The 14,054-nt window shown below is 66.5% G+C and carries 13 protein-coding genes; 4 read left to right on the top strand and 9 right to left on the bottom strand.

Annotated features, from left to right (window positions below; all coding sequences use genetic code 11):
* The 3 genes from A7V84_RS19425 to A7V84_RS19415 all read right to left on the bottom strand — a co-directional run.
* Positions 1–1,291 (bottom strand): DUF802 domain-containing protein (locus A7V84_RS19425; protein WP_156508029.1); only part of this gene is annotated, 1,291 nt, incomplete at its 3' end.
* Between the two features lie 10 nt (positions 1,292–1,301).
* Positions 1,302–1,973 (bottom strand): DUF3348 domain-containing protein, encoded by a 672-nt coding sequence (locus tag A7V84_RS19420; protein WP_063491901.1) that lies wholly within the window; start codon positions 1,971–1,973, stop codon positions 1,302–1,304.
* A 104-nt stretch (positions 1,974–2,077) separates the two neighbouring features.
* Complete coding sequence (locus A7V84_RS19415) at positions 2,078–2,470, bottom strand: DUF1090 domain-containing protein (RefSeq protein ID WP_025512844.1); 393 nt, start codon at positions 2,468–2,470, stop codon at positions 2,078–2,080.
* A 387-nt stretch (positions 2,471–2,857) separates the two neighbouring features.
* Here A7V84_RS19415 and A7V84_RS19410 point away from each other — a divergent pair, with 387 nt between their 5' ends.
* Positions 2,858–4,678 carry an ABC transporter ATP-binding protein gene (locus A7V84_RS19410; protein ID WP_025512843.1) on the top strand — a complete coding sequence of 607 codons (1,821 nt, stop codon included), beginning with the start codon at positions 2,858–2,860 and terminating at the stop codon, positions 4,676–4,678.
* A 171-nt stretch (positions 4,679–4,849) separates the two neighbouring features.
* Entirely contained in the window at positions 4,850–5,887 is a 1,038-nt protein-coding gene (locus tag A7V84_RS19405) for a linear amide C-N hydrolase (protein ID WP_033535417.1), read from the top strand.
* Between the two features lie 184 nt (positions 5,888–6,071).
* Here the strand turns inward: A7V84_RS19405 and A7V84_RS19400 are convergent, their stop codons facing one another.
* From A7V84_RS19400 to A7V84_RS19385, 4 genes are all read right to left on the bottom strand, one after another.
* Entirely contained in the window at positions 6,072–7,331 is a 1,260-nt protein-coding gene (locus A7V84_RS19400; RefSeq protein WP_025512841.1) for a putative Na+/H+ antiporter, read from the bottom strand.
* Between the two features lie 33 nt (positions 7,332–7,364).
* Positions 7,365–7,856 (bottom strand): hypothetical protein, encoded by a 492-nt coding sequence (locus A7V84_RS19395; protein ID WP_025512840.1) that lies wholly within the window; start codon positions 7,854–7,856, stop codon positions 7,365–7,367.
* A gap of 76 nt (positions 7,857–7,932) precedes the next feature.
* Positions 7,933–9,447, bottom strand: a complete 1,515-nt coding sequence (locus A7V84_RS19390) for a tripartite tricarboxylate transporter permease (protein ID WP_025512839.1) — start codon at positions 9,445–9,447, stop codon at positions 7,933–7,935.
* Between the two features lie 3 nt (positions 9,448–9,450).
* On the bottom strand, positions 9,451–9,954 hold the full coding sequence (locus tag A7V84_RS19385) for a tripartite tricarboxylate transporter TctB family protein (RefSeq protein ID WP_025512838.1): 504 nt from the start codon (positions 9,952–9,954) through the stop codon (positions 9,451–9,453).
* Between the two features lie 338 nt (positions 9,955–10,292).
* Between A7V84_RS19385 and A7V84_RS19380 the strand changes: the two genes are divergently transcribed.
* Both A7V84_RS19380 and A7V84_RS19375 read left to right on the top strand, forming a co-directional pair.
* Complete coding sequence (locus tag A7V84_RS19380; protein ID WP_025512837.1) at positions 10,293–11,681, top strand: ATP-binding protein; 1,389 nt, start codon at positions 10,293–10,295, stop codon at positions 11,679–11,681.
* Positions 11,681–12,988 carry a sigma-54-dependent transcriptional regulator gene (locus A7V84_RS19375; RefSeq protein ID WP_063491902.1) on the top strand — a complete coding sequence of 436 codons (1,308 nt, stop codon included), beginning with the start codon at positions 11,681–11,683 and terminating at the stop codon, positions 12,986–12,988. Before A7V84_RS19380 ends, A7V84_RS19375 begins: the two co-directional genes overlap by 1 nt.
* A gap of 13 nt (positions 12,989–13,001) precedes the next feature.
* Here A7V84_RS19375 and A7V84_RS19370 read toward each other — a convergent pair whose 3' ends face one another.
* Both A7V84_RS19370 and A7V84_RS19365 read right to left on the bottom strand, forming a co-directional pair.
* Positions 13,002–13,517: a GNAT family N-acetyltransferase gene (locus tag A7V84_RS19370; protein ID WP_033535416.1), complete on the bottom strand. Its 516-nt coding sequence runs from the start codon at positions 13,515–13,517 to the stop codon at positions 13,002–13,004.
* A 35-nt stretch (positions 13,518–13,552) separates the two neighbouring features.
* Positions 13,553–14,044, bottom strand: coding sequence for an acetyltransferase (locus A7V84_RS19365; RefSeq protein ID WP_081694971.1), 492 nt, complete (start codon positions 14,042–14,044; stop codon positions 13,553–13,555).
* Positions 14,045–14,054 lie beyond the last annotated feature (10 nt).

The raw sequence follows: 14,054 nt of genomic DNA, 5'->3' as shown, positions 1-14,054 counted from the left end.
CGGTGCTCTGGCCGAGGGTGTCGGCGGCCTGCTGCAGGCGCGCGCCGGCCTGGGTGAGCAGCTGGTTGGCGCGGGCGTCGAAGCCGCTGGCGAACTGTTCCAGCGTGCCTTGCAGTGTCTGCTGCAGGGTCTGGTTGCTCTGTTGTTGCTGGGCCAGGGCCTGGCTCCAGCTCTGCGCCGTCTGGCTGGCGCTGCCCTGCAGCGTGTCGGCCGCTTCGCGCAGCGTGCCGCCCAGGGCCTGATTGAGCGCCTGGTTGGCCTGTTGCTGTTCGGCCAGGGCGCTGCGCCATTGTTCTGCCAGGGTGGCGCTGGTTTGTTCGAGACGGGCCGAGAGGTGGTCGAGCTGTTGCTGCATGGCTTGCGAGATGGACTCGCGCCAGGCGGTGCTTTCCTGCGCCAGGGTCTGCATGGCATGGGCCACTGCCGGCTGGATGGCGGTGCCGGCGGCCTGGGCGCTCTCGGCCACGCTATGCGTCAGGGCGTTCTGCACTGAATCCGCCAACCGTCCATAGACGGCTTCGGTCTTGCCGTGAAACGCATCCTGCCCGGCCTGCAGGCGCTCGTTGAGGGCCCGGCTCTGACGCTCCATGTTGTCCATCATGGTCTGCAGGCGCTCGGCCAGCACGGGCAGGCTGTCCGCCTGGGCGCGCATCAATTGCAGATTTTCGGCACGTTGGTGCGCCTGCGAGAAGGCATGCAGGCTGGTCGCGGCAGCCGTGTCCAGCGACTGGCTGGCCTGCAGCCGTGCGCGCCGGCACAAGGCCGACAGCAGCCCCAGCATGGCCGAGGCGGCAACCCCGGCCACCGAGGTGCCGAAGGCAAAGCCAAGCCCCTTGACGGGCGCGGCCAGCGACGCACGCATGGCCTGCAGATCGGTCGAGCCGTCCAGGGCGAGGGCGGTGCCGCGCAGAGTGGCGACCATCCCCAGAAAGGTGCCCAGCATGCCCAGCAGCACCAGCAGCCCGACCAGATAGGGTGCCAGCGCCGGAGCGGGCAGGCTGGCGCGCCCGCCTTCGACGCGCAGGCGCACGGCGGTGCGCAGACCGGCCGGCACGCGCGCGATCCAGTCGTCCAGCGTGGCCACAGGAGCGGACAGGGATTGCAGCGCCTGCGTCAGGCCCAGCGTGGTCTGGTGATAGCGGGCCAGCTCGATGGCGCCGGCCAGATAGCACACGCCGATCAGCGTGGTGACGGCCAGGGCCAGCGGGTTGGTGCCGACATAGCCGGCGCCGATCCAGACGATGGCGGCCAGGCCGGCGAGAAAGACGATCAGATGAAGAAGGCGATTCATAACGTCCTGGTTAGCGGGAGCGAAGGGCAGCCAGCAGGCCTTCGACCGGTTGTAGCCGAACCTCAAGTTCGGCCAGCAAAACGCTTTGCATATCCTTGCGGAACGCATCGAGCCAGGCGTCGCCGGACTTGGCGCGCGTCTGGCGCAGGCGCTCGAAATGGCTTTCGAGCAGGGTGGGCACGCTTCCGAAGAGGGCCCGTTCACGCACCAGCAGGCCGCGCTCCATGATGGCGTCCAGCATGGCCAGCCGCGTCAGCTCGGACGTGGTCGAGGCCAGCGTGGCGCGCAGCCGGGTGCGCAGATTGCCGATGCGCGTTTCCATGGTCTGCTGCAGGGCCAGGTACTGCTGCCGGTAGGTCTTGTAATCATCCTCGGCAGGGCTGTCCTGCGGTCGCAGGGGTGAGGGGCCGCGTTGGGCGATGTCGCGTGCAATGGCATTGGACAGGCCGGCACGCAGCAATATCAGGTCGCGCTCTTGAACCCGGTCCAGGCGTGCCTGGCCCGGTACGGGCTTGCTTTTGAGCGCCGCCGCCAGGGCGAGCCCGTCGGTCCAGCCCAGCCATTGGCTGAGGCGGTCCGAGAGGCCTTGTCCGGATTCGGGAGCGTCGGCACAGGTCAGGCGGGTCAGCAGGCGGATAAAAGCCGGCCCGCCGACGCCTGCGCGCCGGGGCGATTGCACCATGCAGCAGAACCAAAAAGCCAGCAGTTTACACGCGCCGGCCTGTCATCTTCCCAGGGAGTGTAACGGCCTGGAAACAAATGGGCGGGCCCGTGAGCGGGCGGCGTTCAGCGATGGATTTCCACCTGGGCGCGTTGCAGGTCATGACGGGCTTCGTCGAGCTTGCGTTGCGCCTTGGCGATGTCCCGGCTTTTGCCCTTGGCCTGCTTCTCGGCGAGTTCCCGTTCGCGCTCCTGGACCTTGGAGCGGGCCCGGTCCACATCGCGTTCGCGCTCGCGCTGCAACTGGCCGTCATCGCAGTGGCGCGCGTTGTCGCGGGCGCGCTCCAGGCCCCGCACGCGATGCGTGTTGCCGGACTCGCGCGCATAGTTCAGTTCACGTTCGATGGCCTGCTGCTTGGCTGCGCAGCCTCGGACGGCTTCGCGCGCCTGGGCGGGCTGGGCCAGCCAGACGCTCAGGCCCAGGGCAAGCGCGAGAGGGAGGTAACGGGCACGGTTCATGCGGCACTCTCCAGGCAATGGGGACTGTTCAGGATAACGGTTCAGGGCAGGTCCTGGGCCGGTGTTGTATTTACGCTGAAAACGGGGCGGAATACTTGGGTTAACCCGCATGCTCTTTTAGAATCGACCGATAGGCATGTTGTCATGCCGTTTCTTCCACTACCGCCAAGGGAGGCTTGAGATGCAGTTCTTAGCCCACCCGCGCGTCACTCCGCGACACTGCTAAGTCGTCGCCCGCGCGGTCTTCGCGCCCGGTTCAGGCCTGGCGTGGCAGCCCGTGCTCGCCTTCAGCTTTTATCCGCTGATCTTTGATTCCCGTGCCGCCTGGCGCGGTCGTCATCCGTATTCTCTTTTTTTGCGCGCCGGCCTTCGCGCCGGCCTATCTCTATGGCTGGAATCCATAAAAAACCTCGTAGTCAGGCGTTTCGTGACGTCCTGGGCTTTTCTTTGCGTCATTGGGCCAGGCAGCCCTGGCGGCTGACCGCCGTGGCCTTGCTGGCCTTGCTGTCGGCGGTGGCCGATGTGCTTACGCCGATGTATGCCGGGCGCCTGGTGGACGCCGTGGCGTCGGGCGCGCCATCCGACCAGACGGCGGTTCAGGCGGCCTTGACGGCCTTCTGGCTGCTGGTGGCGCTGGGTGTGGCGGGCACGCTGCTGCGCCAGGGGGCGTTTCTCAACAGTCTGCCCTTTACCCTGAACATGATGCGCGGCATGGCCAATGAGTCCTTCCTGCGGGTGCAGCGCCTGTCTTCCGACTGGCATGCCAACAACTTCGCCGGCTCGACCGTGCGCAAGGTGACGCGCGGCATGTGGGCAGTGGACCTGCTCAACGACACCTTGCTGACCGCGTTGCTGCCGTCGGTCGTGATGCTGGTGGGCGCCACGGTGGTGCTGGGCGTGAACTGGCCATTGATGGGCCTGGTCGTGGGTCTTGGCGCGGCACTCTATATTGCCGTGACCCTGACGCTGATGCTCAAGCTGGTCGCGCCTGCGGCACGCCTGTCCAATGCCTGGGACACCCGCATGGGCGGGGCGCTGGCGGACGCCGTGGGGTGCAATGCCGTGGTCAAGGCCTTTGGCGCCGAGGCGCGTGAAGAGGCTCGCCTCAAGCGCGTCATCGACAAGTGGCGCGCCCGCACCCTGCGCGCCTGGCGTCGAATCACCTTCAATGGTTCGATCCAGGGGCTGATGATGACGGGTCTGCAGACGGCCATGATGGGCGCGTCGCTGTATCTGTGGATGACGGGTCGCGCCAGCGTGGGCGACATCACCTTCGCCATGACCATGTTCTTTGTGCTCAAGGGCTATCTGCGCGAAGTCGGCATGGATCTGCGCAACCTGCAGCGTTCGGTCAACGACATGGAAGAGCTGGTGGCGTTGCACGCGTTGCCGCTGGGGGTGGACGACGCGCCCGACGCGCGCGCGATCCAGGTCACGCAGGGGGATATCCGCTTCGAGGACGTCACCTTCCGCTATGGCGCCCAGCGCAAGCCGCTCTACCGGAACTTCTCGATGCACATCGCCCCGGGCGAACGCATCGGGCTGGTGGGGCACTCGGGCTCGGGCAAGACTACGTTCATCAAGTTGATCCAGCGCCTGTATGACCTTGACGAAGGGCGCATCCTCATCGACGGGCAGGACATCGCTCTGGTGCGTCAGGCCAGCCTGCGCCAGCAGATCGCCATCGTGCAGCAGGAACCCATTCTGTTTCATCGCTCGCTGGCCGAGAACATCGCCTATGCGCGTCCGGATGCCTCGCGCGCCGAGATCGAGGAGGCGGCTCGCCAGGCCAGCGCGCATGACTTCATCATGGCCTTGCCCAAAGGCTATGAAACCCTGGTCGGCGAGCGTGGCGTGAAGCTCTCCGGCGGCGAACGCCAGCGGGTGGCGATCGCGCGCGCCTTCCTGGCCGATGCGCCCATCCTGATCCTGGACGAGGCGACTTCCAGCCTGGACAGCGAAAGCGAGGTGCTGATCCAGCAGGCCATGGGCCGGCTGATGCAGGGCCGTACCACTTTGGTGGTGGCGCACCGCCTGTCGACCGTGCGCGCCCTGGATCGTCTGCTGGTCATGGATCGCGGGCGGGTCATCGAAGAGGGCAGCCATGACGCCCTGATCCGTCGCGAAGGCGGCGTCTACCGTCGTCTGTTCGAGCGTCAGGCGCTGGAGCTCACGCGTGGCCTGGAAGACGTGCCGCAGCCGGCCTAGGCCGGCAGGGGTTGATGCAACGCAATTGCGTTGTATCAACCCCTGGGGTAAGTTTGGCTGATTCCTTTTCTGGCCAGCGCAATGGGAGCCGTCATGACCCGGCAAGTCGCCGTAATGCAAGAACCTCGTCCCGCCACCCCCCGACGGGCGCGTCGCAAACGTCTGGCGGCCATGGTGTGCGCCGCGCTTTTCTGCGCGCCACTCATCGCGCAGGCCTGCACCCGCGTGGTGTATCTCGGCCCGCAGGGCAACATCATGACCGCCCGCTCCATGGACTGGAAGGTCGATACCGGCACCAATCTCTGGATCTTTCCGCGAGGCATGGTCCGCAACGGCGCCGGCGGGCCCGGCACGCCCGAATGGACGGCCAAGTATGGCAGCGTCATCGCTTCCGGCTATGACCTGGCCACTACCGACGGCGTGAACGAGGCCGGCCTGGTCGCCAACCTGCTGTGGCTGGTTGAGTCCGAGTACCCCAAAGATACCTCCGACAAACCGCCGCTGTCGCTGGCGCTCTGGGCGCAGTACATGCTGGATAACTTCGGCAGCGTCAAGGAAGCGGTCGAAGCGCTTGAAAAAGAGCCCTTCGTCATCGTGACCGATAACGTTCCGGGCGAAGAGCGCCTGGCGACCCTGCACTTGTCGCTGTCCGACAAGAGCGGCGACAGCGCCATCGTCGAATACATCGGCGGCAAGCAGGTGATCCACCATTCGCGGGATTATCAGGTGATGACCAATTCGCCCGTTTTCTCGCAGCAATTGGCGCAGGAAAGCTATTGGCGCGACATCGGCGGCACGGTGGTGCTGCCGGGGACCAACCGTTCGGCCGACCGTTTCGCGCGGGCCACGTTCTACATCAACGCCGTACCCAAGGTCGAGAATCCCGACCTGGCCCTGGCCAGCGTGTTCAGCGTGATCCGCAACGTCTCGGTACCCTACGGCATCTCGACGCCGGATCAGCCCAACATCTCGTCGACCCGCTGGCGCACGGTGGTCGATCACAAGCGCCAGCTGTACTTCTTCGAGTCGGCGGTCAGCCCGAACATTTTCTGGGTCGACCTGAAGCAGATCGATTTTTCGCCGCAGACAGGCGAGGTGAAGAAGCTCGATCTGGGCCCCAACCAGAGCCGCATCTACGCCGGCAATGCTACGTCGCAGTTCCAGCCTGCTGCGCCGTTCGTCTTCCTGGGGCCCGAAACGCCGCAGTGAGTGCTTGCGCCCGGAGGCTGGGGCAAGCCCGCGCAAGCGAGCCAAGCCCCAGCCGGTGCAGGGTGGACCACGGAAAGTAAAAGGCCTGAGCCCGGTACGACACCGGGCTCAGGCCTTTTGCTTTGCGCTGGTTCCGGCCGCGGGGCTGGCGGGCGTTGCGTCAACGCCCGCCAGCCCTGGCGGCTTAAAGCAGGAACAGCGCGGCGGCGGCGACGGCCGTCGGCGCCAGCGCCCCGGCCAGCAGCTGCGGCATGCCGACAGCGCCGTTATTGAAGCTGCCGCGCAGCAGGGCCACGCCGGCCGGGTTGGGGGCGTTGGCGATCACCGTCAGCCCGCCGCCGGCTACCGCGCCGGCGACCAGCATGTACTGGGCGGATTCGGAAATGCCGTCGATGAGCGAGCCCAGGTAGGTCAGGGCGGCGTTGTCGGTGATGGCCGTCAGGCCCAGCGCGCCAAAGAACAGCACGCCCGGCTCGAGCGCGGTGACGATGGGCTGCAGCCACCATTGCTGCATGCCGCCGAGCACAACCAGACCGGCCAGAAAGAAGCCCACCAGCAAGGACTCCTTGATGATGAGGCGGTTCTGGTGTTCCTTGTACGCCTGGGTATAGCCCAGGAAGAACAGGAACAGGCCGATGAAGATGATCGGATGGTGGGCGGCCAGCACCACTGCCACCAGAAAGGCCAGGTGTACGGCGATCACCAGCAGCGACATCGGCTTGCCCGAGGCGCCCACGTGCATGACGTCGGATTGCTGCAGATAGGGGCGCAGGAAGTAGGTCAGTACGGTGGCGTTGACCAGCACGGCCAGCGCGGCCTTCCAGCCGAAGGTGACGAACATGAAGGCGCTGTCCCAGCCCCAGGTCGAGGCGACCATCAGCACGGGGGGCGCGGCATAGGAGGTGAGCGTGCCGCCGATCGAGATGTTGACGAACAGCACGCCCAGGGCGCAATACTTCAGGCGTTCGGGCATCTGGCGATGGAACACCTGGGGCCCGAGCATCAGGGCGGCGATGGTCATGGCCGCCGGCTCGGTGATGAGTGATCCGGCCAGCGGCACCAGGGCCAGACACAGCCAGGCGCGCGCCGTGGTGTCGGCCACTGGCATCAGGCGCGCCAGGCGCTCGACCACGCGCATCACGGCGGTCAGCACCGGCAGCGAGGCGGCGATCACCATCACCACGAACACGAAGGCCGGCTCGGTGTAATTGCGCGAGTCGGCGTATTGCAGGGCCTGCTGGCCTCCGGCCAGCAGGGCCATCAGAATGAGCAGAATGCCGGCCCAGAAGCCGAACACCACTTCCACCTCTCCAAGCAGGTGGAGCAGGCCGGCATGGCGTTTGCTGCGATGGGCCAGGCGCAGAAACAGGGGGGCGCTGAATGTGTGCAGCAGGGCAATGGCGAAAACCAGGGCGGCAACGAGGTCGAGAGAGTTGTCGGTCACGGGGTTTGGGCTCGGTTGGGTGGGGCGGCGCGGTCAGACGCGCGAGACATCGACCCAGAGTCGGGTCTTGACGACATGTTGCACCAGCTCGTAAAGCGAGGTGGGCGTGCCCGCCGGCACCAGCACGCGCTGGATCAGGGCGGGCAGATCCACGCGCAGCGAGGAAAGCGGCGCAGTGGGTAATTCCGTATGTTGAATGGCCTGCAAGCGTACTGTATTTTCCGGCTGGATGTCGATGCGAAGCTGCGTATCGTCCGGAGGAAGCAGGGCTTGCTGCAAGGCGCCCAGGGTGGAGCAGACGTAGACATCCGAAGGTGGCAGTTCGTGTTCGGGCGCCTCGCACATCCAGTCCTGTACCCCGACCAGCGCGGGATCGCTGCGGGCGTCGGCGGGGGTGTCATCGGGGGAGTCGAAGCGCAGCAGGTTGAACTCCAGCAACTCCATCAACTCGACGAAGGCCAGCGGACGCATGACTGCGACCTGATCGAGCGTGCTTGTCGTGCTGTTGCGGCGGGGTGTCGTCACGTCATTCTCCCAATAGGAAAACCCAGCCCGTCCCTTTGCAGGGGCGGGCTGGGCGCAGCCTGGGCCTAAGAGCGCGTCAGGCTTGTTGTTGCGCCATGGCGCGCATGCGGCGGCGTGCGCGCACCGATGAGAAGACCAGCCAGGCCGCCAGCGCGAAGATGGCGTAGATGAAGCCGGCGCTGATGGGACGGTCAACGAAGATCGCCATGTCGCCGCGCGACAGCAGCAGGGCACGGCGGAAGTTTTCTTCCACCATGGGGCCCAGCACGAAGCCAAGCAGCAAGGGCGCCGGCGAGAAGCGCAGCTTCAGGAACAGGTAGCCCAGCACGCCCACTGCCAGCACCACGGCGACGTCGAACAGCGTGTTGTTGGTGCTGTAGACGCCCACGCAGACAAAGAACAGCGCGGAGGGGAACAGGTACTTGTAGGGCACCTTGAGCATCTTGGCCCACATGCCGATGAGCGGCAGGTTCATGACCACCAGCAGCAGGTTGCCGATCCAGAAGCTGGCGATCAGCCCCCAGAAGAGGTCGGCGTGCTCGGTCACCATCTGCGGACCCGGCTGGATGCCGTGGATGATCAGCGCGCCCAGCATCAGCGCCATGACCGAGTCACCCGGGATGCCCAGGCTCATGGTCGGGATGAAGCTGGTCTGCGCCGCGGAGTTGTTGGCCGACTCGGGGCCGGCGATGCCCTCGATGGCGCCGCGGCCGAAACGCTGCGGCGTTTTGGAGACACGCTTTTCCACGGCATAGGACATGAACGAGGCGATGGTCGCACCCGTGCCCGGCAGAATGCCCAGCACCGCACCGATGGCGCTGCCGCGGGCAATCGGCGCCAGCGACTGCTTGATGTCGCCCGGCTCGGGACGCACCGACATCTTGCTGGTGTCGCGCACCTTGGTGCCGCGGCCGATGATGTTGACGTTGGCCAGGAAGTCGGCCAGGCCGAACAGGCCCATGGCCAGCGCCACCAGCTGGATGCCGTCGCTCAGCTCGATCACGCCGAAGGCATAGCGGATGGTGCCGGTGTTCACGTCGGTGCCCACCACGCCCAGCAGCAGGCCCAGGAACACCATGGCCACGCCCTTGACGGGCGAGCCCTTGGCCAGCGTGGAGCCGGCGAACAGGCCCAGCATCATCATCGAGAAGTACTCGGCCGGTCCGAACTGGAAGGCCACTTCCACGAGCACCGGCGAGAACAGGATCATGACGATGATGCCCACGCCCGCGCCGATGAAGGAGGCCAGGATCAGCATGAACAGCGCCGAACCCGATTTGCCCTGCAATGCCAGCGGGTTGCCGTCAAGGCAGGTCACCGCGTGCGAGGCCGTGCCCGGCAGGTTCAGCAGGATGCAGGTGATGCCCCCGCCGTACTGCGCACCGTAATAGATGCCGGCCAGCATCATGAGCGCGGCGGTCGGCGTCATGGCGTAGGTCAGCGGCAACAGGATGGAGATCGCGGCCAGCACGCCCATGCCCGGCAGCACGCCGATCAGGTTGCCCATGAAGACGCCGAACAGCGACCACAGCAGGTTTTCCCATTGGAAGGCAATGGTGAAACCGTGAATGACGTTATCAAATAGTTCCATGGATCAACCCCAGCGCAGCATCGGGAACTGCAGTTGCAGGGCCCAGGAGAAAACGATCGCGCCGAACAGCGTCATGGCGGCAGCCAGCAGCGCGGCCGAGCGCACGGAATTGCCCGTGTCGCCCAGGGCCGATACGAACACCAGCACGAAGGTCGCCGGCAGGAAGCCGAAGTATTCGCCGATCACGATGAACAGGGCGATGCCGCCGGTGATGCAGGCCACGCCGCGCAGGCGTTCGCCGCGCGAAGGACGGTCCTGCGGATTGGCGCGCGCGGCTTCCTCGGCTTGCGCATCTTCCTCAGCCTCTTCGGGGTCGGGCGTGAGCGGAATCAGGATGCCCAGGGCGATCAGGAACCAGCCGATGACCATCGGGAAGTAGCCCGGCCCCATGCGCGCCAATTCACCAATGGTGTAGGTGTTGGCCTCCATGATGGTGAGTGCGCCGCACAGGGCGACGAATGCACCGCCCCATAGGTCGCGTTTTCTGAAAAATGTGGTGCTGCGCATCGCTTGCCCCCTTTCTTGTTGAATAGGCCACAGGCGGCATGCGTCCGTGGCCGAAAAGGCGGCACTTTAGAAACCCGTCCTTCCAATTAGCTTTCGTTCTCGTGATGGTTTTCTGCGGGTAAACCATAGGGTCCGGAGCCTGGCGGGTTAATGGGTTTCGGCTGGTTAACGTGTTGTTCGCAGGTATGTTCACAAAAATGAACATACGGGCCGCTGGACAGGCTTTTTTGTGGGCTGGCATGGTTTTTGCCGGATCGTTCCGGAATTGCCAATGTTTTCAACTTTGGAGGCCTCTGCGGTCACGGCATAATCGGGTTGTTCCGGTTTTCCGCGTTGACATGTTTCCCTTGCCGCTCACGGTCCGCATTCCCCTGGCCGTCTCCCTCTTGTTCCTCGTGATTTCGGGCGCCTTGATCTCCCTGGCGCTGCATGGGGTGTCGCGCCAATTCGACCGGCAGATCGCCGACATGGGGCAGGTCTATCTCGACGGCCTGTCGGCCGCCGTGCTGCCGGCCGTGCGCGCGGGCGACCGTGAGCAGATGGTGGATGTCCTCAATCGCGCGTTGGATACGCATATCGGCGTGGTGGATCGCACGCTGGCGGTGGCGGCTGCCGATGGCACGCTGCTGGCCCATGTGGCGCGCTATCCCGATGTCGAGCCGCTGCCGCTGGATCTGGCCTCGCGCAGCTCCGGCAATCTTTTCAGTTCGCGTTCGGCCGGCGTCTGGACCTGGCGCGCGCTGGATGCCGATCACCCGGAGCTGGGCATCGCCGTGGCCAACCTGGATGTCAGCGAGTTTCTGCGCCAGCGCCGCGAGCTGGCTTACGAACTGGTGCTGGTGGGGCTGGCGATCGGGCTGGTCGGCGCGGTGCTGTGCTTTGGGATGGCGCGCAGGCTGCAGCGCCCCATCATCCTGCTGACCGAACGCCTGCGCCAGGCGCGTCGCGAGCCACCGCGCGAGTTGGGAGAGACTGCCTTTGCCCACGATGCCGAACTGCAGGAATTGCTGGACGCCTATAACTGGATGGCGCAGGGCGCGCGCGAGCGAGAAGACCTGGCCGAGCGCCATGCCCGCATCGAGCGCGAGGCGGTGCTGGGGCGCATGTCGGCGGCGCTGGCGCATGAGATCCGCAATCCGCTGGGCGGCATGCGCACGGCCTTGCAGACCTTGCGTCAGTTTGGCGATCGTCCCGAGGTCCGCCAGGAGTCGCTGGCCTTCATCGAGCGCGGCGTGCAGGCCTTGCAGGCAGTGGTCGATGCCAGCCTGCGTACCTTCCGTCCCGGCGATGCCTTGTTGCAGCGGGCCGATATCGAGGATATCCGCCTGATGGTGCAGGCCCAGGCGAGCCGGGTCGGGGTGTCGGTGCAGATCCACTGCCATGGCATCGACACCGAGCCGCTTGCGTTGCCGGCCGCGCCATTGCGGCAGATTCTCCTGAACCTGGTGCTCAATGCCATCCAGGCTTCGCAGTCCGGCGATACGGTCTACGTCGTGGCCCGGGCGCGGGCCGGGGCGCTGGCGCTGCATGTCTCAGATATGGGCGCCGGCTTGCCCGAGCCGGCTCGCCGCGCCCTGAGGCTGGGGCGCACCGAGGGCGATCGCATGGGGTTGGGGATCGTGCGTGATCTGGTGCGCGGGCTGGGTGGCCGGCTGATGGCTACCGAATTGAACCCGGGCACGCGGATCTCGCTGCGGCTGCCCTACATGAAGCGGAGTGAGGCCTGATGACCGATGTCGATGTGCTCCTGATCGAGGATGACACCGTGCTGGGCGGGGCCTTGCAGCAGCGTCTGCAGCTGGAGGGTATCTCGGTGCGCTGGGCCCAGAGCGGCGCCCAGGCGCTGGAGCTGCTGCGTCGTCTGCGCATGCGCCCGGCTTTCGTGCTGGCGGACATCCGCCTGCCCGACGGCTCGGGCGAGACGCTCTATCGTCACCTCATCCCCTATCTGGCGCGTGCCACCGTGGTGTTTGCCACGGCGTATGGCGACATCGCGCAGGCGGTGCGACTGGTCGCTGCCGGCGCCAATGATTACCTCACCAAACCCTACGACACCGATGCGCTGGTCGAGCGGATTCGCGTGGCGATCGCGGCGGCGGCCGAGTCCGGCGCGGCCGGCGGTGTGGCCGAGAATCCATTTGCCCAGGGCGAGTCCGGCGCGGCCCTGGCGCTGCAGATCGAGCGCCTGGGCGGCAGCAGCCTGCCGCTGCTGCTGGAAGGGGAAACCGGCGTGGGCAAGGACATGACGGCGCGCTACATCCACAGTCGCTCCCGCCAGGGTCTGGGTCCCTTCGTGGCCCTGAACTGTGCCACCCTGACCGAAGGCCTGGTCGAAAGCCAGCTCTTCGGCCATGCGCGCGGCGCTTTCAGCGGAGCGGGCGGGGCGCGCGAAGGCATTTTCGCGCAGGCAGGCGAAGGTACGCTGTTTCTCGATGAAGTGGCCGATCTGGTGCCCAAGGCCCAGGCTGTGCTTGTCCGGGTACTCGAGGAGGGGCGCTATATGCCGCTGGGCGCGGCGGCGGCGCAGCCGGCGCCCTGCCGCATTCTTGCCAGTTCGCAAGTCGATCTGGAGCAGGCCGTGGCGCAAGGGCGTTTTCGCGCCGATCTCTATTTCCGTCTGGCGGTCGGGCAGTTGCGCTTGCCGCCGTTGCGCCAGCGCCAGGATGCGCTGCTGCCATTGGCGCGCTGCCTGCTGCGCGAACAGCCGCAAGGCGCAGTCCTCTCATTCGATGCCGCGGCCGAGCGGGCCTTGTCGCAGCATGACTGGCCGGGCAATGTCCGCGAACTCAAGAACCGTATCGCGCGCGCGGCCGTCATGGCCGACGGCCAGGTGCTGTCGGCGGCCGATCTGTTTCCCGAAACCCGTCTGGGCGAGGCGGCGGCCGACCTTGGCGTGTTGCGTGCCGAGGCAGAGCTGCGCGCCATCCAGCACGCCATCGCCGAGTCGGGCGGGCAAATGGGCCAGGCGGCCAAATTGCTGGGGATCTCGCGTACCACGCTGTGGAAGAAACTGCGCGCCGCGCGCGAGCGCTGAACCGGCTGCAGCGTCAGGGCAGCGTCAGGGCCATGGCGCAACGTCCCGGCAGGCCGGCGCCGGCCTCTTCGGCCAGGATGGCCTGCAGGCGCGCGCCGGGCCGGGCCAAGGTGACGAAACCCAGGCGCCGGTAGAAGGCTTCGTTGAAAGCCAGGTCGCGAAATGTGGTCAGTGTCAGGCGGCTCAGCCCGGCCTCGCTTGCCGCCTGGCGGGCGGCGGCCATGAGGGCGCCGCCCAGGCCGCGCCCTTGTTGCGCGCGTCGCACCGACAGTTCCACGATATGAAGGTCCTGGCCGTGGCGGCTGGCCTGCAGAAAACCCAGCAAACGCCCTTCCAGCGCGGCCACCCAGGACCAGCCGCCAGCGATCAGCGAGAGATGGCCGGCGCTGTCGATGCCGGCATCTGCGGCGAGCCATTGCAGGCCCGGTACTTCCAGGAAGCGTTGGCCGGCATCGCGCTCGATGTCGGGCAGATGCGGGGCGTCGGCCGGTTCGCTGCGGCGCAGGATGAGGGCGGGACTTTCTGACATGGCGGTCCGGTGCGGCGGGGATGAGCGGGCCGGCCTTATGCCGCGGCAGACGGGGGAAGCGCCATATGGAGCAGCGGATAGGGCCGTCCCTGGCCGTCCAGGGGAGAGCGGCCGGTGGGCCGGAAACCATAATGGCGATAGAAACCCACGGCCTGCGCGTTCTGTTCGTTGACATCCACGGTGAGCCGGCCATGCAGCGCCCGGGCATGGTCAAGCAGGCGTCGGCCCACGCCCAGGCCGCGCGCCGACGGGTCGAGAAACAACATGGCGACGTCGGCGCCGTCTTCGCAGGCCTGCAGGCCCATGAATCCCAGGCAGCGTCCTTGCTCGTCTTCGGCCAGCCAGAGCGCCACGGCATGCAGGTACTGGTCGCGCACCTCGGGATGGAGGGCGTCGATCGTGGCGTCGTCCAGGAAGTCGTGGGTGGCGCGCACCGAGCGCAGCCAGAGCCCGGCCAGGGCTTCGGCGCTGGGCGGGCCCTCAGGTTGCCAGCGGCGCAGGGTCAGTGAAATCGCAGAGCGGGTCATGGGGGAGCAT

Source organism: Bordetella trematum (genome assembly GCF_900078335.1).
Taxonomy (GTDB): Bacteria; Pseudomonadota; Gammaproteobacteria; order Burkholderiales; family Burkholderiaceae_B; genus Bordetella; species Bordetella trematum.
This window is presented reverse-complemented; position numbering and strand designations above follow the sequence as displayed.